The sequence below is a fragment of the Agrobacterium radiobacter genome (assembly GCF_040801995.1).
GTDB lineage: Bacteria > Pseudomonadota > Alphaproteobacteria > Rhizobiales > Rhizobiaceae > Agrobacterium > Agrobacterium radiobacter.
In genome coordinates this window covers 352,128-375,053 of sequence record NZ_JBEGHX010000001.1, presented here as the reverse complement: position 1 = coordinate 375,053, position 22,926 = coordinate 352,128, and the positions used below count along the sequence as shown (strand labels likewise).

Below are 22,926 nucleotides of genomic sequence, written 5' to 3'. Positions count from 1 at the left end.
TTATCACAATGATAAAATTACGGTTTCGCTATTTTATCAGGCCGACCCGCAGCGCTTTGGCGACAGCCTGGGTGCGGTTGACCGTGTCGAGTTTTTTCGTTGCGCGGTTCAGGTAATGATTGATGGTGTGTTCCGACAGCATCATGATTTCAGCAATTTCAGCGCTGGTCTTGCCGGCGGCGGTCCAGTTCAGACAGTCGATCTCCCGCTCGCTCAATGTTTCGGGAACCCTCAAATCGAGGCGTCGTATTTCAGATAGCCGGGCAAAGACATGGCTGGAAATGTAGAAAAGCTCGGCAAGCCGGCTGGCGGGCAGAGACGTCTTGTTGCCGGAAAACGAGACCGCGCCGCGTCGCATGGTGATGTCGTGAACGGGAAACCACACCGAATTGATCATCTCGAAACGTTCGAAAAGGTTGATCACGGTTTTCTTGGCGATTTCTCCGTCGCCTCTGACCAGAAAATCCATCGAGACGGAAAAGGGGACGGTCGATTTTTTCAACTGCGCCATCACCCGGCTGGTCTGCAGCATGCCCTCTTCATCGTAGCGCTGCAAAAGCTCGGCCGGCCAGCTGGTGATAACAGTATATTGCGACAGTTCGCTCGCCACTTCCGAGGACAGGTCGAGCACCATGAAAGCCCTGAATTCCCAGGCCTCCGTCAGCCGCTTCAGAAACCGGAATATATCGAATTGCGTGTTGAGATCAGCGATCTCGCGAACGCAATCAACACCAATCGACTGAACGGCGGCCGTCTCTGTTTTCTGCATCAAAGCTGTTCTTCGAGAATGAGAAAATGCCGCCGCAAAGGCCCGCCTTTGCCCGGAAATTGTTGCGGATGTTACTCACCAAAACGATTCATGCAAACAAAAGTTGAAAACTTAATTCAGAATAGTCGAAAATAATATCAAATGCACCTGAATGGACGCGTCCCCGCGCTTTCCATAAGGGAAAATCCACCGGCTAACGCCCCGTTTTTTCTCAACCATCCGCAACCGGGGATAATCTGCAGGCAAGATCATCGGAAATTCTATCGGCGGTCTCGCGCACCAGAGGGGCCCATTTGCGAAGCTGTTCCACATCGACACGATAGGCCGGACCGGTGACGGAGATCGCCGCGCGAAAATTGCGCCCGGGCGCCCGGACCGGTGCGGCAACGCAATGAATCCCGATCTCGTGCTCCTGAAGGTCGAAACCGTAGCCATTGTCGCGAATGGTCGCCACGTCAGCCATCAGCGCGTCCGTCGTCGTGATCGTGTTTTCCGTGAAGCGATGAAAATCGAGTTCCGCAGTCAGCGCCGCCAGTTCATCACCGGCGAGCAGCGACAGCGCCGCCTTGCCCACCCCCGTGCAATAGACCGGTGAGGTTTTGCCGACCTGCGAATGCATGCGCAATGTGTGCTGCCCCTCCATCTTGTCGAGATAGGTCACCTGCCTGCCGTTCAACACGGCGAGATGCACGGACTCCTGCGTCACCTCCTGCAACGCTGCCAGATGCGGGGCCGCGACGCTGCGCAGGTCATTGCCGCTCCAGGCTTTCGCTGCCAGTTGCAGCAGTCTCAGCCCCACGGCATAGGTCTGATCGGCAGCGTGATCGATAAGGCCCTCGGCGACGAGATGGGCGAGCTGGCGGTGAACCGAGCCGCGCGGCTGACCGCAGGCTTCGACCACATCGGTAAAGCGCATCGGCTTGTCGGCAAAGGCGATCAACTCCAGCAGCGAGACGGCCTTGCCGAGCGTGCCCGTGTCACTCCCGGTTTTCCGTTGCACCATCGGAACCGCATCAGGCTTTTGCCCATTGGGCTTTTTATTATCGGCCATGGCAACATCCACCGTCATCTGTCTTGACATAAGCGTGACGCCAAGAGAATAATTCCATTTAGTAAAATCTAGTTCCAAATAATGGAACAATCAAGCCTTTCAATGGATGAGATGACGCCGATGACGCAAGCCCAATTTCCGGACCTCAAGGACGCGGGCGTGCTCGTCACCGGCGGCGGTTCCGGCATCGGGGCATCGCTGGTGGAAGCCTTCGCGATGCAGGGAGCGAGGGTTTCGTTCATCGACATCGCCGAGGAGCCAAGCCTGGCGCTCGTAAAGCGGCTTGCGACAACGGCGCAGCATCCGGTCCACTTCTTCAAAACCGACCTTCGCAATATCGCGGCGATCGGAAAGACGGTGGAGGCGGCGGCCTTGGCCACCGGCGGCATCAGGGTACTCGTCAACAATGCCGCCTGGGACGACCGCCACGACATAGAAACGGTGACCGAAGCCTATTGGGACGCCAATCAGGCGGTCAATCTCAAGCAGATGTTCTTCACGGTTCAGGCAGCCCTGCCCTATCTCCGGCAGGCGAAGGACGCGTCCATCGTCAACTTTTCGTCCATCTCGTTTCTGCTCAACATGGGCGAGCTGCCCTCCTATGCGGCGGCCAAGGCCGGCATTATCGGCTTGACGAAGAGCCTCGCCGGCCGGCTGGGGCCGGAAAACATCCGCGTCAACACGCTGCTGCCCGGCATGATCGTGACGGAGCGGCAGAAGGAACTATGGCTGACGGATGAGGGCATTACCGCCACCACGGCGCGGCAATGTCTGAAGCGCACGCTCGTCGCCGCCGACCTGGCGGGTCCGTGCCTGTTTCTCGCATCATCGGCATCGAGCGCCATCACGGCGCAATCCATAATCGTAGACGGAGGCCTCCTATAATGTCTGAACCCGCTTTCATCGCCGTCGACTGGGGTACGACCAGTTTCCGGCTCTGGCTCATGAGCCGATCGGGCGCGGTGCTGGCGGAGCGCAGAAGCACGGAAGGCATGACCACCGCCATGCGGACCGGTTTTGCCGAGGTGCTGCAATCGCATCTCGACGCTATCGGCGCACCGGAAGATCTGCCGGTTCTCGTCTGCGGCATGGCGGGAGCGCGGCAGGGCTGGGTCGAAGCGGGTTATATCGACGTGCCGGCATCGCTTTCGGCGGTTCTCGATGGCGCGGTTCGCGTGCCGGGCCAGGTGCGGGATGTGCGCATTCTGCCGGGACTGGCGCAGCGGGATAAAAACGCGCCCGACGTGATGCGCGGCGAAGAAACGCAATTGCTTGGCGCTCTCGCTTCTTCGGACGCCGGTGAAAAACTCGTCTGCATGCCCGGCACCCATTCCAAATGGGTGACCGTCAAGGATGGCGGCGTGACGGGTTTTGCCACTTTCATGACCGGCGAACTCTTCGAAGTCATCTCGAAGCAGACGATCCTTTCCCATGCGGTGGCAGAGGCCGAAGCCTTTACCGGCGAGCATGAAGCTTTCACGGCGGCCGTGCGCGATATTTACGCCCATCCCGCGCTTGCGACCAATCGCCTTTTCACCCTGCGCTCCGGGCAATTGCTGCATGGGCTTACCGCGACCGACGCCAAGGCCAAGCTCTCCGGCATCATGATCGGGCTGGAAATCGCCGGTGCGCATTCGACGGCACGGCGGGAGACGCCCGTGGTGCTGATCGGCTCCGGTGCGCTCGGCGCGCTTTACGAGGGTGCCTTCGCAGCCCTCGAGATTCAATATACGGTCATCGACGCCGACGAGGCCGTGCGGCGCGGATTGCTCGCCGCTGCAAATGCCATCTGGCCATAGGATAAAGAGACATCATGCGTATTCCCTTCCCTTCCATCAAATATCCGCTGATCGCCATCCTGCGCGGCCTGAAGCCCGAGGAAACCGAAGGCGTTGTCGGCGCGTTGATCGAGACCGGCTTCCGCGCCATCGAAATCCCGCTCAATTCGCCCGATCCGTTCCGCTCGATCGAGATCGCCGCAAAGATGGCGCCCGCCGATTGCCTGATCGGCGCCGGCACCGTGCTTAGCGTGGAAGAGGTGGAATCGCTGGATGCGGCCGGCGGCAAGCTGATGGTCAGCCCCAATGCCGATGCCGACGTTATCGTCGCCGCCCGCGTCAAGGGCATGGTGACGATGCCGGGCGTTCTCACCCCCACCGAGGCGCTGGTGGCCGCAAAGGCCGGGGCGACCGGGCTCAAATTTTTCCCCGCCAGCATCATCGGCCCCGCGGGTATCAATGCGATCCGGACCATCCTGCCGAAGGATCTGGTCATCGCCGCCGTCGGCGGCGTCTCGGACAGGAACTTCGCGGAATATACCAACGCCGGCATTACGGCTTTCGGGCTTGGCACCAGCCTTTATAAGCCGGGCATGACGGCGGCGGAGGTGCGCGAACGCGCCACTGTCACACTTTCAGCCTATGATGCAGCCATCGGAGGATAAGAGCTTGGCGACTGTTTTTCCCTTTGCCGGACGTGTTCTGGACGAGACGCCGATGCTACTCGGCGAAGGCCCGACCTTCGACCCTGCGACCGGCACCGCCTGGTGGTTCAATATTCTCGAGCGGGAACTGCACGAGCTGCATCTCGCCTCCGGCCGCAAGACCGTGCATGCCCTGCCCTTCATGGGCAGTGCGCTCGCCAAGGTCAGCGACAGCAAACAGCTGATCGCCTCCGATGACGGACTTTTCCTGCGAGACACGGCAACCGGCGTGCTGACGCTGCATGCGGAGCTGGAAAAGGATTTGCCCGGCAACCGCTCCAATGACGGGCGCATGCACCCCTCCGGCGCGCTGTGGATCGGCACCATGGGTCGCAAGGCGGAGACAGGCGCGGGCAGCATCTATCATGTTTCCAAAGGCACCGTGACGAAGCTGTTTGGCGAGATCAGCATTCCGAATTCGATCTGCTTCTCGCCCGATGGCGCGACGGGATATTACGTCGATACCAAGGTGAACAAGCTGATGCGGGTGCCGCTTGATGCCGAGACCGGCCTGCCCTCCGGCAAGGCGGAAGTCTTCATCGATTCCACCGGTATCAAAGGCGGCGTGGACGGATCCGTCTGCGATGCCGAAGGGCATATCTGGAACGCCCGCTGGGGTGAGGGTGCGGTGGATCGTTACGATACGGACGGCAATCACATCGCCCGATATGAGGTGCCCGGCAAACAGACGACCTGCCCGGCCTTCATCGGCCCCGACGCGTCGCGCCTTCTTGTCACCTCGGCGCGCGAACATCTAGACGACGACGCCATTGCCGCCAATCCGCAGCATGGGTTGACGTTCGAGCTCGGGGTTGACGTCAAGGGCCGGTTTGAGCCGCTTTACAGGCTCTGAGACGCGGCACGCACCGCACTCTCCTCATTCCTGTGCTTGTCACAGGAATCTAGCCAGCCCAAGTCCTTGGGCTGAAAGGGTTCTCTTCGCCACGCAGACGCGCGTCGGCTGGATTCCTGTGACAAGCACAGGAATGAGGGCCGTTGGGGAAGTCCCCACCGCCTCGTCCAAGGCCATTCCGTTCTCAGGAAATATCCGACAATATCTCGCGGTAATTCTCGTGCAGATACCGCTGGGTCGCGGCGGCATCGGCGGGGCGGCCGTAGAAATAGCCCTGCCCCATGGCGCAACCGAGCGCGCGCAGCTTTTCTTCTTCCGCCCGCTCTTCTATCCCCTCGGCCACAACTTCGAGATCGAGCCCTTCGCACATGGCGACGATGGCCTTGATGATATGTTCGGAAGGACGATCGCTGCTGATGCGTGACACGAAGGCGCGGTCGATCTTTACCTTGTCGAAGGTGAAATCCCGCAGGCGGCCAAGGCTAGACTGGCCGGTGCCGAAATCGTCAAGCGAAATGCGAACGCCGGCGCTCTGCAATTCGCTGATGATGCGTTGCGCGGTATCGGCTGATGTCATGACAGCCGTTTCGGTGATCTCAAGTTCCAGCCGATGCGGATCGAGGCCGACACGCGAGAGAATGGACAGAATATTGTCCGCCGTGCTGGGGTCCATCAATTGCGCGGAAGAGAGGTTGAAGGACAGGAAGAGTTCACGCGGCCAGAACAGAGCCGCTTCCGCCGCCTTTCTGAGCAGGGCTTCCGACAGCGCATCGATGAAACCGCGCTCTTCGGCGAGCGGCACAAAAACCGCGGGCGATACGAAACCGAGGTCTGGATCGTTCCAGCGGGCCAGCGCCTCGAAACCGATGACCTTCGCCTCTTCCAGCCTGACGATGGGCTGGAAATGCACATCGATGGCATCTGTAATGATGGCGTTTCTGAGCGCCTGTTCCAGCTGCGTGGCGCGCTTCATCTCCTGCGCGATCTCGCGCGAATAAACCGTGATCTGGCCGCGGCCACGTCTCTTGGAGCGATAGAGCGCCGTCTCGGCGCTTTTCAGCAAATCCTCGAATTCATCGCCGGCGAAGGGATAGATGGCGAAACCGAAGGAGGAGGAAAGCCGGACGTTGCGGTCGCCGAGATCATAAGGGGCAGAAAGCACGTCCTTGATCATGTTGCCGATACGCTCGGCGCCAGTACGCTCGAACACCAGCGGCAGCACGAAGGCGAATTCGTCACCGTCATGGCGCGTCACGACCGCGCCATCGGGAATGCAGGCCTTCAGCCGGTGCGCGACCTGGCAGAGGATTTCATCGCCCGCCTGCACGCCGAAAAGATCGTTGATGGGTTTGAAGCCGTCTATATTGGCAATGCCGACCGTGAAGGGGGCGGGATCGCTGGAGCGCTCGCTGGCAAGCATCCGGATCTTGTCCCGCAAACGGTAGCGGTTGCCCAGCCCCGTCAGCGGGTCGCTGTAGGCCATCGCCTGCAACTCGTTCTGGCTGACCTGCAACGATTGCGGCTCTGCCCGTTTCATTCCTGCATCTCGTGAATCCTGTGTCGACCGCGCTCACAATGCAGGGCAAGTATTAAAAAAGCCATAGCCTCCCGGCAATGGCAATTTCAGGCCTGTAGCCGCAGGGCGTCCTTGCCGAAAAGCCGCAGGAAAACCGCCTCGACCATGTCAGGACTGACGGGTTTCAGCAGCATGTCATCCATGCCGGAGGCCCGGCACTTGTCGAGATCGCCCTCGAATGCGTGGGTGATGACGCCGACGATGGGAATATGTTTCTCGCCGCCCAGGCCGCGCATGCGGCGGGCGACCTCGAAGCCGTCGATATCGCCCAGCGTCGTGTCGAGCAGGACGGCGGAAGGCGGTTGTTCCACAAAGAGACGCAAGGCTTCCTCGCCCGAGGTGGCGAGCCGCCAGGAAAGCCCCAGACCTTCGAGTATCTGCGAGAAGACGATCTGGTTAACCCTGTTATCCTCGACGAGAAGTATCTCGCAGACGCCGCCGGTCTTGAGTATTTCGGGCAGATCCTCCGTCATGATCTCCCAGTCCTCGTCAGCGGTTTTCTCATTTGGGGAGGATTTCAACCCAGCGGCAAGATAATGCAGCAGGGAAGCATCTATTTCCTCCTCCTCGATGGTGACGACGGGCAGATCATGCGCGGCGGCAATATCGAGGCATGCGACGCTCATCTGGGCGTCGACAACGACCACATCGATGCTCACACCGGCGGAAGCCGCGACATCGATGAATGCGCGCTGCTCGCCCTCGCTCGTCACCGCCGCATGGTCCATGCCGCCCGCGGTCAGAAGACGACCGGCGGCTTCCGCAAAGCGCCCGTTTTCAGAGACGACCAACACCGCCTTGCTCTTTAAAACCCCGCCGCGATTGTCCGTTTCCTCGTCCCTGCCATAAATTGAGGCCACGAAGGGAACATGTTCGAGCGAGGGGATGACGGGCGTGCCATTGGCATCGATGGTGGCAAGAGCGGTCACGTCCTCCATCGTCGTCACCAGGAAATATCGGCCGGGCCGGCCCACACGCTGCTTGCGGGTGATTGTCAGCACCTCTTCGCCATTCAGGCGTCGCACCCTTTCGGGAATGACAGCCGGCGTACCGCTATCCAGCACTATACGATCGGCGGCATCGATCCGTCCGGCGACCTTGCGCGAGTGGAGATCGAAAACGGTACGGCCGAGAATGCTCTCGGGACTGGTTTCGACCAGGGCGCTGGCGGATTTGTTGAGGGCGACATAGGCCATGTTCCGATCCTTGACGAAGACGGGAAATGGCAGATTGTCGAGAATTTCCTCAACGAGCTGTACGCGCTCAAGGTCGATGCGCCATTGCTCTTCGCGTTTCTTCTGTTCGGAAATATCGGCAACCACGCTGATGCCGAGGCCGGACGGCAGGCGGTTCATGACGAAGCGCAGGAAGCGCTCTCCCTTCAGCCGTTCGGTTTTTTCCGATCTTTCCTTCCAGTGCAGCGCCAGCCGCTCGCCGATCCATTCCTCCCGGCCGAGCGGGCGGGCATTGGCGGAGAGGCTTTCCGCCTCGAGCAGATAACAATCATATAGCGCGCTCAGATAGTCGCGCAGCCGCGCGCCCGAGCCGATAACGGCCTCTTCCAGCGGAAAAAAGCTGAGGAGTTTCCGGCTTGCAAAAATAATGTGATCATTACGGTCGTAAACGACGATCGCCGCGCCAAGCGCGTCGCAAAGGGCATCAAGCATCACCGTATGAACGCCCGCGCCAGAGGACGCCAAATCACTCAACTGCAAACTCCCGCCTGTTTTTCAGGGGTCAGGCTTATGTTTCTAGTGGAATCGTCCAGGGCAAATGCCGGGATGAAACGAAAAATTCCGAAAAAGAGACATCAGGGTTTGCAACTTGAAGCAGTCTTGAGGGGAAGATGACGCTCACCCATAGTCGACGTCACACGCCGCCCGGCGAAGGCGGCCCCGTTCCTGCGGTCATTTCAAGCCGCCTCACCATAATCAAGGCCGATTAAAGGCGGATTAACGCTTAACGCCATGTTGACCGAAATGATCAAATGCCCAAGGGACCGTAAAACATGTGCAAATTTCCACAGCCCGAGTTTTTTGCTTTCGAAGCCGTAGCGAATCCGCGAAAATGACAATCATGGCCATCAAGCAGCTTTCAGAAACCCTTATCAACCAGATCGCCGCCGGCGAGGTCATCGAGAGACCCTCCAGCGCCACGAAGGAACTGGTGGAAAACGCCATCGACGCTGGCGCGACCAGGATCGAGATCGCCACGGCGGGCGGCGGCAAGGGGCTGGTGCGGATTACCGATAACGGTTCCGGCATGTCACCTGCCGACCTGGAGCTTGCGGTCAGGCGTCACTGCACCTCGAAAATTTCCGATACGCTGGATGATATCCGCACGCTCGGGTTTCGTGGGGAGGCGCTGCCCTCCATCGGCTCTGTCGCCAAGCTGACGATTACCAGCCGCCAACAGGGCGCAGAACAGGGTTCGGTGATTTCCGTCACCGGCGGCAAGGTTTCCGATGTCCGGCCCGCCGCCTCGAATGCCGGTACAATCGTCGAGGTGCGCGACCTGTTTTTCGCCACCCCCGCGCGGCTGAAATTCCTGAAGACGGAACGGGCCGAGGCGGCCGCGATTACCGAAGTCGTCAAGCGTATGGCGATCGCCTTCCCGCATATCCGTTTCGTGCTATCAGGCACCGACCGTTCGACGCTCGAAATTCCTTCGACCGGCGACGATCATCTGGCCCGCATGGCGCAGATTCTGGGTGCCGAGTTCAAGGACAACGCCATCGAGATCGATGCAGGGCGCGAGGATGTGACGCTGACCGGTTTTGCCGGTGTTCCGACCTTCAATCGCGGCAACTCGGCGCATCAATATGTCTTCGTCAACGGCCGCCCGGTGCAGGACAAGCTGCTTTTATCCGCCATTCGCGGCGCTTATGCCGAAACCGTGCCGCATGGGCGATATCCGGTCGCGGTGCTGTCCATCACGCTTGACCCCGCCTTTGTGGATGTGAACGTGCATCCGGCGAAATCCGACGTGCGTTTTCGCGATCCCGGCCTCATTCGCGGGCTGATCGTCGGCGCGATCCGTCAGGCGTTGACGCGCGACGGCGATAGGGCCGCGACGACGGGCGCGAGCCAGATGATGAATGCGTTCCGCCCCGGCTATAGCCCGTCCGGCATCAGGCCCTCGCCTTCCATGGCAGCCCCCGCGCCGTGGTCCGCCGCCACCTCACCGTCGCGGCCGCTTGCGGTTTCCGGGGACATGCAATTTGCCGAGGCGGTGCAATCGCGCTTTTCCGACATCACCATGCCGACGGCGCGGGCCGAGCCTCGGGAGATCTACGAGACCGCCACGAGCCCCTCGCCGGAACCCGTGCTTTACCCGCTCGGCGCTGCGCGGGCGCAGCTGCACGAGAACTACATCATCGCCCAGACGGAAAACGGCCTTGTCATCGTCGACCAGCATGCCGCGCATGAGCGGCTGGTGTTTGAGGAAATGCGCAATGCACTGCATTCCCGGCGTCCGCCGTCGCAGGTGCTGCTCATCCCTGAAATCATCGATTTGCCGGAAGAGGATTGCGACCGGCTGATGGATCACTCCGCCGGGTTCGATGCGCTGGGGCTCGTCATCGAACGTTTCGGGCCGGGCGCGGTCGCCGTCCGGGAAACGCCTGCCATGCTGGGTGAGGTCAATGTGCAGGGGCTGGTGCGTCAGCTTGCCGACGAGATCGCCGAATGGGACGCCGCCTCCACGCTTGCCAACAAGCTGGAATATGTCGCGGCCACCATGGCCTGCCACGGCTCGGTGCGTTCCGGCCGGCGTATGCGGCCGGAAGAGATGAACGCGCTTCTACGGCAGATGGAAAACACGCCGGGTTCCGGTCAATGCAATCATGGCCGACCGACCTATATCGAACTGAAACTTTCCGATATAGAACGGCTCTTCGGCCGCAGCTGACACCTTCATCCAGCCGCAAGCAGGCGGGGCTGGCCTTGCGCCGCGCCGGGCTATATAAATTCAGGATACTGGAGCATCCGGATTGTTCAGGAAAACGCTACGCCGTTTCGGACTGGGTGCCCTGACAGGACAGAGCAGGAGACGAAAACGGATGAACAGATTTGAAGGAGGCGGCAACCGCCTCGCCGTCATCGAATATCTCGACGGTGACTTCCGCATCGTCCAGACCGGCTCGCATGTCATCTGCGCCATGACAGGCAAGACAATCCCGGTTGATGAGCTGCGCTACTGGAGCGTGGCGCGGCAGGAAGCCTATGTGGATGCGGCGGCTTCGCTGGAGGCCGAAAAGAAGGCTGGTAATTTGCCCGCCTGATAAGGGCGCGGAAGCACGCCCATAAAGAGCCATGCGTGAGAACGCTTCTTTTCACGCTGAGACTGCTCAACTCTCCACCCTCATCCCTGTGCTCGTCACAGGGATCCAGCCAGCCCAAGTCCTTGGGCTGACAAGGCTCTTCCCGGCACGCAGACGCGTGTCGGCTGGATTCCTGTGACAAGCACAGGAATGAGGAGAGGTAAGGTGGCGGGCGGCTTACATTCGGAAAAAGCTTAAAGCGACGTCCGCGCATTTTCCCGCAGCAAACGCGCGCGGCAGTTCCCTACCGCCGTCTCGATGATCGTCGTGGCCGCGTTGGGGTCATCGAACACCATGTCGATTTCGATCACCAGGCTGTTCCACAGTAATTCTTCCGCCCGGCCGTGGTGGCCGTTGAGCCGCACCGCATCCTTGGCCGTCGTCACCAGCTGCAAATTTTGCTTGCCGGCGTCCTGCAGAAGATCGGCGATCTCGTCGTCGCTGAAGTGGTGATGATCCGGGAAAGAGCGCTGCAGCACGATCTCGCCGCCGAGCGCCTCGACGGTTCTGAAGAATTTGGCCGGGTCGGCAATGCCCGCATAGGCCAGCACGCGCCTTCCCCTGAAGTCCTGCGGCTCCTGCGGCGTGATCGCCGCAACGAAGACGGGTTTGGCAGCCTTTGCCGCCTGCCTGACCAGCGCATCGGCCGCATGGCCTTTGCCGACCTTCAGGAGCCCGGTCATATGCCGCATCTGTTCGGCAAGCGGCGCTCTTACCGGACCGCCCGGCACGAGATGGCCGTTGCCGATGCCGCGCACCGTATCGATGACAACAAGCGCATAATCCAGCGTCAGGCGCGCGCTCTGGAAACCATCATCCATGATGATGAGATCGACGCCTTCCTTCACCAGCCGGTGCGCACCTTCCACCCGCTTGCGGGAAATGACCGTGATCGCCTCGCGCGCCAGGAGCAGGGGTTCATCGCCGACATCGGCGGAGCGGTGCTGTCCGGGATCGACAAGGGTGGTAACGTCAAGCGTGCCGCCATAACCGCGGCTGAGGAATCCGGGCTTCAGGCCTTTTGCAACGGCGGCTCTCGCAATTGCCATCGCTGTCGGCGTCTTGCCGGCGCCGCCCACGGTGAAGTTGCCGATGCAGATGACCGGAACGGGAACACTTGCCCTTTTTGCCGTCCGCATCCGCCGGCCGGCAACCTTCCCGTAAAGAAGCGAGAAAGGAGACAGGAGCCACGCCTGCCAGCCCGCTTTCTGCCACCAGAACGGCGGCGCTTCAGAAACCATCTATTCCCGCTCCCGGCCGCGTCGCCCACGGCATTCCGTTCGCTTGTCACATGTCAGGGAGGTTGTTTGCCAGAAAAAACCGTAAATTGCAAAAATGGATTAGACGGTTCCACGGGGCCATGCCGGGCCCGGCGGAAATCTAACCGGGTTCAGAGAGCCCGTTCCGGCAAAAGCGCTTCGAGAGCGGTAATGTCCTCGAAACAATAATCGGCATCCGCACCCAGGCTTTCGCGCGAGCCTGTTCCCGTCAGAACGGCGATACGCAGACCGGCTCCGGCATTTTTCGCCATGTGCAGATCGTGGTTATTGTCGCCGACAACGGCCACGCGTTCCGGCGGGAAGCCGATCGCCTCGCAGAAGCCCAGAACCATGCCGGGCTGCGGCTTGGTGCCGTAACCGCTGTCATATCCCGCGACGAAATCGACGTCGTTTTCGAAACCGAAGCGGATGGCCGTCTGTCGAATGGAGTTTTCATTGTCGCTGGAGGCGATGCCGAGCTTGTAGCCGCGCGCCTTCAGCCTTGCGAAAAATGCCTTGAGATCGGTCACCGGCACGGATTTATCCGCAGCCTCGGTGAACAACCGGTCAAGGCGGGCAGTCAGTTCTCCGACATCGCAGGGAGAGCCCGCGGCTACCAGACCGGCGGCGATTTCCGCCGTGTTGCCGGCGGCCAGCAGGCTGTCCGGCACCACATGACCGGTAACGGGGTCCATTCCGCAGGCGGAGAGAAGCCGGTCGGCGAGAACGGGATCTCCCTTGGCCGCGATGGCCGCAAGTTCGCGGTTCACCGGTCCCCAGCTGGCGTCATAGCCTAAAAGCGTTCCGTCCTTGTCGAAAAGGACTGCGGCGATCGATTGCGCCGCGTTGAGTTCGATATCCGCTACCATGAGCCGATGGCGCTCCGTGGTTGCAGCTTGGCGGAAACGGTGAGCGGGTTGATATAGGGCTCCAGCGCCTTGACGGTGGAAGAAAGAGCGCCGCGCATATCCTGAATGACCCGGTTGCCCGCATCGATCATCTTGTAACGCTCATTGTCATTGACCAGGAGGTAATGCACCGCCTTGGCCAGCATCTCGACATCCCGAATGATACGACCGCCGCCGGCGCGGATGAGCTTCTGATAGGCCTCGCGGAAATTCTGCACATGCGCGCCTGACAGGACGGCGCAGCCGAGCATCGCAGGCTCCAGCGGGTTCTGCCCGCCTTCGGCCGTCAGCGAGCGGCCAACAAAGGCAAGTTCGGTCAGCCGCAGGTAAAGCCCCATTTCGCCGATGGAATCGCCAAGGAAAATATCGGTTTCCGGCGTTATCACGTCATTGCGGCTGCGACGCGCGACGGTGAGCCCCATGCCTTTCAGCATGCCCTCCACATCATCGCCGCGCTCGGGATGGCGCGGCACGATGATGGTCAACTGGCCATTGCGGGACTTGATCGCCGCATGCGCGGTGGCGGCAGCCTTCTCCTCGCCGTCGAAAGTGGAGATGGCGGCCCATGTCTTGCGATTGCCGACCTGCTTGCGATAGTGCTCCAGAAGCGCCTCGTCACAGGGCGGCGGGTCGGTGTCACCTTTGAGGTTACCCGAAATCACCACCGGCCAGGAGCCGAGATCACGGAAACGTTCGGCATCGAGATCGGACTGCGCAACCACCAGCGCCAGCTTTGAAAACAGCGATTCCGCAATATCATGCCGGGCTTTCCAGCGGTCGAAGGAACGGTCGGAGAGACGGGCATTGACCCGGATCTGCGGAATGTGCCGGCGCTCCAGCTCCATCATCGTCACCGGCCAGATTTCCGATTCCGCTGTGATGGCGGCATCCGGCGCCCAGTAGGTGAGGAAGCGATTGACCGCGATCTTGATGTCGAGCGGCACATATTGGTGGATCACGTCATCGCCGAGCCGGGTGCGGGTCAGTTCGGCCGAGGTGACCGTGCCGGTGGTCAGAAGCACGAAGATATCGCGCTTGCGGATTTCACGGATCAGCGGGATGAGGGCAAGCGTTTCGCCGACACTTGCGGCGTGGAACCAGACGAGCGGGCCGCGCGGGCGCTCTGCGCTCGCATAACCGAAACGTTCGAGCCGGCGGCGCTTGTCTTCCTTGCCCTTCGCGGCCCGATAGGAAAGATAGGGCTTGGCGAACGGGTACGCGGCGATACCGGCAATGCGGTAACCGGAAAGAGCGAAACGTGCGAGACGGCTGCTCATGACATTCTGCCCTTGATCATTCCGCGCAATGCCCTGCCCCTGTTCTGGTTGTTATCGCCGCCTACTTCTTCTTAAATTGCGTCATTTTTTGTCATCGGAAACGAAAGCGCGATCACATTTTCTCGCTCCGGCATTCCCGGCCTGCGCCGCTCGCGCAGGAATCACGGGAAAGCTCGCTTTCACCCAATAGTATTACAACGCAAGGGCAAAAGGACTCAAATTTTATCGTCCGGATTGAGAAGACGGTGCATATGCACGATAAAATAACGCATATGGGCGTTATCAACAGTCATTTGCGCCTTGGACTTCCATGCGGTGAGCGCGGAAGCATAGTCCGGATAGATGCCGACGATATCGAGCGCGTTCAAATCCCGGAACTGAACATCCTGAAGGTTTTCAAGTTCGCCGCCGAAGACGAGGTGCAGCAGCTGTTTCGGTTTGCCAGATTCCGTCATTTCTTAGTCTCTTTCTTAAACGCTGAGAGAGGCCTTCATCTGCGGGATTTCCCGGCAAACGTCAACTGTCAGACAGATGTGAAAACGCTTTCAAAAGTGCAGGCAGCGCATAATCTGCTGCAGCGCACAATGCGGGGTGGTTAACCTGCCGGCGATTATACATCAGAGGTTTTCCATCGAGCCCGACCAGACGACCGCCGGCCGTCTCCAGAATGAGGTCGGCGGCGGCCAGATCCCACTCATGCGAGTTGGCCTTGACCAGCGTTCCGTCGATGCGGCCATCCGCCACCATGGCCAGCCGGTAGGCGAGCGAGGGCACGTGTGGAATGCGTTTGACGGTGCTGCGCACCTCTTCCGGCAGATGCGTGATCACGTCTTCGGGCGCTGCCAGATGGAAGATGCCGGCATTTTCGCGCGCGGCAAAAACGGGTGACCCGTTCTTCAGAGCTTCACCACCTTCAAATGCGGTAAACTCCTCCGCAAGCGCCGGGGCGACAAGCGCCGCGACCACCGGCCGGCCCTCATGCACCACGGCGACGCTGACGCACCATGTATCCCGGCCGCCGATGAAGGCGCGGGTACCGTCAATGGGGTCGACGACGAAGACGGTGGAGCGGGACAGCCTGTCCGTATCGTCATCCGTCTCTTCGGAAAGCCAGCCATAATCCGGCCGGGCGGAGCGCAGGATGGTTTCGAGGATTTCATTGGCGGCGTAATCGGCCGCGCTGACCGGCGAAAGCCCGCCATTTTTCCACCAGACCTCGGGATCCTTGCGGAAGAAACCGAGGGCCGTCTCACCCGCCTTGCGGGCGGCTTTAAGGACCAGCCGCAGATCGGAGGCCCAGCGGGCTTCAGCCATATCGTTCATTTTGCCGTCTTTTCCGCGCGCCTCAAACGGCGCGCCCGTTTTTCTCTTCGCACTTGCACATAAAGTGTCGGCGAAAACAACCCGCAGGCCGCCTCACTTGCCCGCGATCGTCATGCCTTCAATGGCGAGCGTCGGGGCCGCGACGCCGTATTTGCGATCGATATCATTGGCCGGCGTGACCCGCATGAACATGTCCTTCAGGTTCGAGGCAATGGTGACCTCGGAAACCGCGAAGGTCTTTTCGCCATTCTCGATCCAGAAACCGCTGGCGCCGCAGCTATATTCACCCGTGATCATATTGGCGCCGTGGCCGATCAGCTCGGTGACGTAAAAGCCGGTTCCGACCTGCCTCAGCAAGTCCTCCGGCGAGAGATCGCCCGGCTCCAGCGCGAGATTGGTAGAGGCCGGCGAAACCGCCGTGCCGCCGCGCACGCCGCGCCCGTTGGTTTCAAGGCCAAGTTCCCGCGCCGCCGAAGTGGAAAGGAACCAATGCTTCAAGACACCATCCTCGATCATCGTCATCTTCTCGCCGCGAACACCCTCGCCATCGAAGGGACGCGAGGACGGGCCGCGCACGATCTGCGGGTCGTCGGTGAGATAAAGGCCCTTTTTCAGAACCTGCTGACCCATTTTATCGCGCAGGAAGCTGGTCTTGCGGGCAACCGAAGCGCCGTTGATCGCGCCGGCAATTGCACCGACGAAGCCGCGGGCGATGCGTGGATCGAAAACCACAGTGATGTTGCTGCCGGTATCGACCTGGCGCGGGCCGACACGCCGCACGACTTTTTCACCGGCGCGGCGACCGATTTCCTCGGCCTCATCGAGATCGGCATAATAAAGGCGGCTGTCGAAATCGTAGTCGCGCTCCATCTTCGTGCCTTGGCCGGCGATGACGCTGACGGAGCGGCTGAAACGGCTGCCCATATAGCTGCCGGAAAAACCGTGTGACGTAGCGAGGACGAGACCGCCCATGCCGCTCGATGCGCCGGCACCGGAGGAATTGCTGACGCCCTTGACGCCGAGTGCTGCTTCTTCAGAAGCAAGGGCTGCCTCACGCAGCTGATCGGCCGAGACCTCAGTCGCATCGAAAAGCTGGAGATCGTCATACGACGTCGCAAGCCGCTCCTTGTCCGCCAGGCAGGCAAAGGGATCTTCCGGCGAGACCTTGGCCATGGCGACGGCCCGTTCCGCCAGCGTCTTCAGATCGAAGCCGGGATTGGCGGACACGCTCGCCACCCGGCGGCCAACGAAGACGCGCAGGGAAAAATCGTCGCTTTCGGAGGATTCGGTGCTTTCCACCTTGCCGAGCCGCACGCCGACCGACTGCGAGCGCGAGCGGACGACAACGGCATCCGCCTCATCCGCACCGGCGGCACGGGCAAGATCGACAAGTTCGCTGGCGCGATCGAGAAGTTTGGAAGAATCTATTTCTGAGGACATGAGTTGGCCTTTCATTCCTGTTCCATTTATTGTGCCAGCAACCCCGCATCAAGGGCGAAACGCCGCTTTCTCCATTCGGACGGTTTTGTCGCCACCCTATTCGAAAGTCCGCCCGCATGACCGAGCACGACGCTCTCTTTTCCGAACCATTGCTGCTTCTGGCCGGCGCAGTCATCGCGGCCTCCGTTTTCCGCAAGCTCGGGCTTGGCACCGTGCTCGGTTATCTGGTCGCCGGCATCATCATCGGCCCGTTCCTGCATCTGGTCACGGATGCGAAGGACATCTTCAACGTCTCGGAACTGGGCGTCGTTTTTCTGCTCTTCATCATCGGCCTTGAACTCAAGCCTTCACGCATCTGGCAGATGCGGCGCGATATTTTAGGCCTCGGGCTGGCGCAGGTGCTGGTGACCGGCAGCGTGCTGGCGGCCATTGCATGGTGGGCGGGGCTGATCGACTGGCGGGGAAGCGTGGTTGCGGGTTTCGGTCTTGCGCTTTCCTCCACCGCCTTTGCGCTACAAATCCTTGCCGATGACGGCGACATGAATACGCGGCATGGCAACCGGTCCTTCTCTATCCTGCTGTTTCAGGACCTTGCCATCGTGCCGCTTCTTGCCCTCGTCACCATTCTTTCCAACCGCCCGGATGTGCCGACGGATTCGATGGTGTCCGATCTCATCGCCTCCGTCGTTGCTGTGGCGGGCATGGTGCTGGCCGGGCGTTACCTGCTCACGCCGATGTTCCAGATCATCGCCCGCACGGGTGCGCGTGAAGTGATGATCGCGGCCGCCCTTTTTGTCGTCATCGGTGCTGCCGCCATCATGGAGATGGTCGGGCTTTCCATGGGCATGGGTGCGCTGCTGGCGGGGCTGATGCTGTCGGAATCTTCCTATCGCCATGAGCTGGAGGCGGATATCGAGCCGTTTCGCGGGCTGTTTCTGGCGCTGTTCTTCATGGCCGTCGGCATGTCACTGCACATCCATATCGTTTATGAGCACATCGTCCTCATCCTGATCGCCGTGCCGGCGATGATGGCGGTGAAGGCTGCCATGATCTATGGCCTCTGCCGCATCGCCGGCTCCTCGCGTTATGCATCGAGCCGGATTGCGCTGCTTCTGGCGCAGGGCGGCGAATTCGGTTTCGTGCTTTTCACCACGGCGGCGGCCTCCGGGCTGTTTCCGCAGGCAACCGCCTCGATCCTCGTTGCCGTTGTCACGCTTTCCATGGCGCTGACGCCGCTGCTGGCTGTGATTTCGCGGCGGCTGACGGCGGAGGATGCGGAAGAGGACAAGCTGGAAGAGGATTTCGACGGGGCGGGCGCGGATGTGCTGATGATCGGCTTTTCCCGTTTCGGCCAGATCGCCTCACAGATTCTTCTCGCCGGCGGGCGCGACGTAACCGTCATCGACAGTTCCGCCGACCGCGTGCGTCAGGCCGCCCGGTTCGGCTTTCGCATCTTTTTCGGTGACGGCACCCGCAAGGACGTGCTGATCGCCGCCGGCATAGAAAGGGCCGATCTCGTGGCGGTCTGCACCCATAAAAAGGAGGTCACCGACCGTATCATCGATATGATCCAGTCAGAATTTCCAAGCGTGCGCATCTATGCCCGCTCCTATGACCGCGTGCATTCCCTCGACCTCAGGAAAAAGGGCGTGGAATATGAAATCCGCGAGACGCTGGAATCCGGCCTGCTGTTCGGCAGGCGCATTCTGGAGGGGCTGGACATGGACGGCGAAAGGGCGTTGGCAATCGCCGACGATATTCGCGAACGCGACGAGCAGCGGCTGGAGCTTCAGGCCGTCGAAGGCCTCGCCGCCGGTCGGCAGATGCTGCACAACAAGCCGGTGCGCGAGGTGAAGCCGGAACCGCTGATGAAGCCGAAGACCAAGGCGGAAAAGTGGGAGGAGGAAGAGGGTTCGGAGGAGAGCGAGACGGAAGTTTCGCTGTGATTCAAAGGCGATGGCTGGAAGAGCGCCACTTGTTTCCCAGCGAATATCCAGGACGTACCGCTCAAGCCTCCACACCCTGCCCGCGATGAAACAGCTCCACCTGCATGTCGATCTGCCGTTTCAGGTCGTCCTTGATGCTAGCCGACGCGTTCAGCACCTCCTCGGACTTCAGGAAATCCAGCACGCCGAAACGGTGCACCGGCGGGCGCAGGAAAATATGCGGCGGGCGTAGCCTCAGTTTCAGGGCGATTGCCGCCTGCATCATCAGCTGGCTGGCGCCGAACAGGCTGTCCAGCCGGTTCGGCATGGTGGTGCCGTCGCCTTCGGGGCCGCCGACGACATCGACGCCGATGACGATATCGGCCCGATCCAGCAGATGTTCGTAGGGCACGGGGTTGAAGATGCCGCCATCGATCATGATGCGGCCATCGATACGAACAGGCATGAACAGTGCCGGAATGGCCGCGGATGCCGCCAGCGCCTGGATGATCTCCCCGCGTTCCACCACCACTTCGGTCTGCGCGTAATAGTCTGTGGTTATCACTTTGAGCGGAATGGCAAGCTCCGAAAAATCCTTCGGCAGAGCCTGCGGCATCAGCGCGTGCAGAATGAGTTCGAGGTTGAACTGCCCAAGGCGAAAACCGTCCACCGCGTGTCGCATCGATGCCGGGCCGAGGCTCCAGAGCCGGTTGGCGACCGAGCCCTTTCGTCCCATGAGTTCAAGCGTGTATTCGCGGATTTCGCGGCCGGTCATGCCGGCTGCCATGCCCGCGCCGATGATGGAGCCGATGGAAGAACCGGAAATCGCCACCGGCCGGATGCCGAGTTCGTCCAGCGCCTCGATGACGTTGATGTGGCAGATGCCCCGCGCCCCGCCGCCGCCGAGCGCCAGTCCGAATGTCGGCTCGTGGCCACCCGCGCCGTCAACTTGGAGAACCTCTTCCCCGGCGCGGACGATCGTGACGCTTTCGTTTACACCCTGCTCCATGCGAACACCCAAATTCTTTCCGCGGCAAAGACTCTGCCTATTTGGCAAACAAGACAAGACCGTGGCGTGACGGGAGGTGTTCCTATTAGAGTGTTTTCGCTTTTCTTCGAATCGCGAAAACACTCCAACTCTTTGTTCTGTTGCATTTCCGGACGGAAAACCGGGCTCCACTTTTCCTGGAAAGGTTCTAGGGCTCGTAGCGGTAGAAATGCATTTTCGTGTCGCCGAAGATGCGGCTTTCGAGCGGCTTGAATACCGGATCGACCTTCACCGCCACATCGCCGCGCTCTTCCAGAATGGCAAGCGCGCCAGGTGTCAGCCAGCCGCCGCCATGGGCTGCAGAGAAAGCCTTCTCACCATGGCCATGGCCATAGGGCGGGTCGGCGAAGAGAAGATCGAAGGGCTCGATATTATTGACACCACCGAGCTTGGTGGCGTCACGCCGCAAAATGCGGGCGCGGCCATGCAGACCCAGCGCATCGATATTTTCCCAGAGCAGCCCCCTGCCCTCGACGCCGTTTTCGACGAAGAGCGCCACACGACAGCCGCGCGAAAGCGCCTCCAGACCAACCGCGCCCGTTCCGGCAAAAACGTCCAGAACGCGCGTGCCGTCCAGACTTTCCGGATAGGCGTGGCTTAAAATGTTGAAGAGGCTTTCCCGCGTCCTGTCGATGGTCGGACGAATGGAATTCGATTTCGGCGCGGCCAGTGTCCGGCCGCGGAACTCACCGCCTACGATCCGCATTACGTGTCATTCCCCTGCCTCCAGAAGGTTTGCCACCCGGGCCTTTGCCGCCCGGCTTGCCGCCGCCGGGACCACCGGGGCCTTTGCTCTTGCCTGAGAAACCCGAACGTTCGCCACGCTCGCCCGATTTTCCGAAGGACGGTTTGCCGAATCCGGGTTTACCGCCCGGCTTGCCGCCACGAGGCTTGTCTCCCGCCGGGCGCTCGCCGCGTGGGCGCTCACCGTCTTCACGGGGCCTGTCGCGGAACGGACGGTCACCGAAAGGTTTTTCACCGCGGGCGGTGCGATCACCGAAACTCTTTTCGCCGCGTGGACGGTCACTGCGCGGACGATCACCCTCTTCACGCGGCTTGTCACGGAACGGCCGGTCGCCGAAAGGTTTGCCGCCGCGCGCCGGGCGGTCACCGAAGCTCTTTTCGCCGCGCGGACGGTCGCCACGCGGGCGATCACCTTCTTCACGCGGCTTGTCGCGGAATGGCCGGTCGCCGAACGGCTTTCCGCCGCGGCCACCACGATCGCCAAAGCTCTTTTCGCCGCGCGGACGGTCGCCGCGTCCGCGGCCACCTTCTTCTTCGCGGGGGGAATCTGAGCGGATCCACTCGCCCTCGGCATCCGCATGCCGCACAACGTTGCGGCGCGCCTCGTCCTGGGCGGAAGGCTTCTTGAAGAGGTTTTCGGCTTCCGCGCGGGCGGAAGACTTGCGCTCCTTGCCATCACGGGTGGGCCTTGCACCGGGTGCCATCCAGACATTGGCCGTGCGGCTGGTGCCGGCGGGCTGGCGTGGGCGGCGGTCGTCGCCATCATCCTCGCTGCGGCCCTTTGCGCCAAATTTCCCGGCGGGCTTGGAGCCGAACTTGCCAGCCGGCTTGTCGCCGCGCTTGGTATCCAGCCGTCCGAGCGCCTTTTCGCGACGGTCTTCCGGCTTGCCGGCAGCCTTGTCGAAACGCGGCTTGCCTTCCGGCGCATCGCTCTTTGCCCATTCGGACTTCACCGCCCGCTTCGGCGTGTTGTCTTCCTCGTCTTCAACGGGCGCATTATAGATCGGCGCGTCAAAATTGGCGCCGGCCTGTTCGATCAGACGCGGTCCGAGCTGGTCGCGCAGCATGCGGCCGCGCACTTCCAGCACCTTGCCTTCGGCGAGATCGCCGAGCTGGAACGGACCGTAGGAAACGCGGATCAGGCGGTTGACCTCGAGGCCGAGTGCGCCGAGCACGTTCTTGATCTCGCGGTTCTTGCCTTCACGCAGGCCCATGCTGATCCAGACGTTGTGACCCTGGGTACGGTCGAGCGTCGCGTCGATTGCGCCATAAAGCACGCCATCGACGGCAATGCCTTCCTTCAGCTTGTCGAGCGCTGCCTGATCGACCTCGCCATGGGCGCGGACGCGGTAACGGCGCAGCCAGCCGGTGGTCGGCAGTTCCAGCACGCGGGAAAGACCGCCATCATTGGTGAGCAGCAGCAGGCCTTCGGTATTGATATCGAGGCGGCCGATGGACAGAACGCGCGGTAGTTCGCTCGGCAGATTGTCGAAAACGGTCGGGCGGCCTTCCGGGTCGGAGTTGGTCGTCACCAGACCGGCGGGCTTGTGATAGAGCCACAGGCGCGTGCGCTCGGCACCGCGAATCGGCATGCCGTCGACTTCGATCTTGTCCGACAGCGTGGCGTTGACCACCGGTGTATCCAGCTTGACGCCGTTCAGCGACACGCGGCCTTCCATGATCATGCGTTCGACATCGCGGCGCGAGGCCACACCTGCGCGCGCCATGATCTTGGAAATGCGCTCGGGCTTGGAGCCGCCAACGGTTTCCGGCGCCGGGGCGGCCTTTGCCTCGGTCGGTTTCTTTTCGCGCTCTGCGGCGGGCTTGCCGGGGCCTTTCGGCTTCTTGTCGCGGCTAATTGTCTTGCCGCCGTCACGCTTCGGCTTGTCTTTAAAAGTCATTTGCTGTTTGCCTGTTGTTTGGGCTGTCCTATCAGGTCCAAGCACAAGG

20 protein-coding genes are annotated in these 22,926 nt (G+C 61.1%); 7 read left to right on the top strand and 13 right to left on the bottom strand.

The genetic code is table 11. The features are described 5' to 3' along the window. Positions 1–28: 28 nt before the first annotated feature. Positions 29–769 (bottom strand): helix-turn-helix transcriptional regulator, encoded by a 741-nt coding sequence (locus MRBLRC7O_RS01790; RefSeq protein ID WP_080865897.1) that lies wholly within the window; start codon positions 767–769, stop codon positions 29–31. A 211-nt stretch (positions 770–980) separates the two neighbouring features. Beyond that, entirely contained in the window at positions 981–1,850 is an 870-nt protein-coding gene (locus MRBLRC7O_RS01785) for an IclR family transcriptional regulator (RefSeq protein ID WP_060726059.1), read from the bottom strand. Positions 1,851–1,922: 72 nt separating this feature from the next. On the opposite strand from MRBLRC7O_RS01785, the gene MRBLRC7O_RS01780 reads away from it, so the two are divergent. The 4 genes from MRBLRC7O_RS01780 to MRBLRC7O_RS01765 are packed head-to-tail and all read left to right on the top strand — an operon-like array spanning position 1,923 to position 5,155. Then, on the top strand, positions 1,923–2,705 hold the full coding sequence (locus MRBLRC7O_RS01780) for an SDR family NAD(P)-dependent oxidoreductase (protein WP_162690750.1): 783 nt from the start codon (positions 1,923–1,925) through the stop codon (positions 2,703–2,705). Further along, positions 2,705–3,619, top strand: coding sequence for a 2-dehydro-3-deoxygalactonokinase (locus MRBLRC7O_RS01775; RefSeq protein ID WP_080865895.1), 915 nt, complete (start codon positions 2,705–2,707; stop codon positions 3,617–3,619). The genes MRBLRC7O_RS01780 and MRBLRC7O_RS01775 overlap by 1 nt, the downstream gene beginning before the upstream one ends. A gap of 14 nt (positions 3,620–3,633) precedes the next feature. Then, entirely contained in the window at positions 3,634–4,263 is a 630-nt protein-coding gene (locus MRBLRC7O_RS01770; protein ID WP_003503136.1) for a 2-dehydro-3-deoxy-6-phosphogalactonate aldolase, read from the top strand. A 4-nt stretch (positions 4,264–4,267) separates the two neighbouring features. Then, positions 4,268–5,155 carry an SMP-30/gluconolactonase/LRE family protein gene (locus MRBLRC7O_RS01765; RefSeq protein ID WP_080865894.1) on the top strand — a complete coding sequence of 296 codons (888 nt, stop codon included), beginning with the start codon at positions 4,268–4,270 and terminating at the stop codon, positions 5,153–5,155. 184 nt (positions 5,156–5,339) lie between these two features. Here MRBLRC7O_RS01765 and MRBLRC7O_RS01760 read toward each other — a convergent pair whose 3' ends face one another. Together MRBLRC7O_RS01760 and MRBLRC7O_RS01755 are read right to left on the bottom strand one after the other, a co-directional pair. Continuing rightward, complete coding sequence (locus MRBLRC7O_RS01760) at positions 5,340–6,692, bottom strand: putative bifunctional diguanylate cyclase/phosphodiesterase (RefSeq protein ID WP_003503140.1); 1,353 nt, start codon at positions 6,690–6,692, stop codon at positions 5,340–5,342. A gap of 86 nt (positions 6,693–6,778) precedes the next feature. After that, the gene (locus MRBLRC7O_RS01755; protein WP_162690772.1) at positions 6,779–8,398 is read right to left on the bottom strand and encodes a response regulator; all 1,620 of its coding nucleotides are present in this window, start codon (positions 8,396–8,398) and stop codon (positions 6,779–6,781) included. Positions 8,399–8,807: 409 nt separating this feature from the next. On the opposite strand from MRBLRC7O_RS01755, the gene mutL reads away from it, so the two are divergent. Both mutL and MRBLRC7O_RS01745 read left to right on the top strand, forming a co-directional pair. Next, positions 8,808–10,640 (top strand): DNA mismatch repair endonuclease MutL, encoded by a 1,833-nt coding sequence (mutL, locus tag MRBLRC7O_RS01750; RefSeq protein WP_080865890.1) that lies wholly within the window; start codon positions 8,808–8,810, stop codon positions 10,638–10,640. Between the two features lie 151 nt (positions 10,641–10,791). Beyond that, complete coding sequence (locus MRBLRC7O_RS01745) at positions 10,792–11,013, top strand: DUF2093 domain-containing protein (RefSeq protein WP_003503147.1); 222 nt, start codon at positions 10,792–10,794, stop codon at positions 11,011–11,013. Between the two features lie 233 nt (positions 11,014–11,246). Here the strand turns inward: MRBLRC7O_RS01745 and lpxK are convergent, their stop codons facing one another. The 6 genes from lpxK to MRBLRC7O_RS01715 form a co-directional block, all read right to left on the bottom strand. Then, the gene (lpxK, locus tag MRBLRC7O_RS01740; protein WP_080865888.1) at positions 11,247–12,293 is read right to left on the bottom strand and encodes a tetraacyldisaccharide 4'-kinase; all 1,047 of its coding nucleotides are present in this window, start codon (positions 12,291–12,293) and stop codon (positions 11,247–11,249) included. Positions 12,294–12,442: 149 nt separating this feature from the next. Next, on the bottom strand, positions 12,443–13,180 hold the full coding sequence (locus MRBLRC7O_RS01735) for an HAD family hydrolase (protein ID WP_003503151.1): 738 nt from the start codon (positions 13,178–13,180) through the stop codon (positions 12,443–12,445). After that, positions 13,174–14,496, bottom strand: coding sequence for a lipid IV(A) 3-deoxy-D-manno-octulosonic acid transferase (gene waaA / locus MRBLRC7O_RS01730; RefSeq protein WP_080865886.1), 1,323 nt, complete (start codon positions 14,494–14,496; stop codon positions 13,174–13,176). The genes MRBLRC7O_RS01735 and waaA overlap by 7 nt, the downstream gene beginning before the upstream one ends. A 215-nt stretch (positions 14,497–14,711) precedes the next feature. Further along, positions 14,712–14,951 (bottom strand): DUF4170 domain-containing protein, encoded by a 240-nt coding sequence (locus MRBLRC7O_RS01725; protein ID WP_003503155.1) that lies wholly within the window; start codon positions 14,949–14,951, stop codon positions 14,712–14,714. A gap of 61 nt (positions 14,952–15,012) precedes the next feature. Then, entirely contained in the window at positions 15,013–15,819 is an 807-nt protein-coding gene (locus MRBLRC7O_RS01720) for a 3'(2'),5'-bisphosphate nucleotidase CysQ (protein WP_080865885.1), read from the bottom strand. 93 nt (positions 15,820–15,912) lie between these two features. Then, positions 15,913–17,259, bottom strand: a complete 1,347-nt coding sequence (locus tag MRBLRC7O_RS01715) for a TldD/PmbA family protein (protein WP_003503159.1) — start codon at positions 17,257–17,259, stop codon at positions 15,913–15,915. Between the two features lie 116 nt (positions 17,260–17,375). Between MRBLRC7O_RS01715 and MRBLRC7O_RS01710 the strand changes: the two genes are divergently transcribed. Further along, positions 17,376–19,205: a monovalent cation:proton antiporter-2 (CPA2) family protein gene (locus tag MRBLRC7O_RS01710; protein ID WP_003503162.1), complete on the top strand. Its 1,830-nt coding sequence runs from the start codon at positions 17,376–17,378 to the stop codon at positions 19,203–19,205. A gap of 61 nt (positions 19,206–19,266) precedes the next feature. On the opposite strand, the gene MRBLRC7O_RS01705 is transcribed toward MRBLRC7O_RS01710, so the two are convergent. The 3 genes from MRBLRC7O_RS01705 to MRBLRC7O_RS01695 form a co-directional block, all read right to left on the bottom strand. Next, complete coding sequence (locus MRBLRC7O_RS01705; protein WP_003503164.1) at positions 19,267–20,193, bottom strand: patatin-like phospholipase family protein; 927 nt, start codon at positions 20,191–20,193, stop codon at positions 19,267–19,269. 187 nt (positions 20,194–20,380) lie between these two features. Beyond that, positions 20,381–20,938: a 16S rRNA (guanine(966)-N(2))-methyltransferase RsmD gene (gene rsmD / locus MRBLRC7O_RS01700; RefSeq protein ID WP_003503166.1), complete on the bottom strand. Its 558-nt coding sequence runs from the start codon at positions 20,936–20,938 to the stop codon at positions 20,381–20,383. Then, positions 20,919–22,877, bottom strand: coding sequence for a pseudouridine synthase (locus MRBLRC7O_RS01695; protein WP_003503168.1), 1,959 nt, complete (start codon positions 22,875–22,877; stop codon positions 20,919–20,921). The genes rsmD and MRBLRC7O_RS01695 overlap by 20 nt, the downstream gene beginning before the upstream one ends. Positions 22,878–22,926 lie beyond the last annotated feature (49 nt).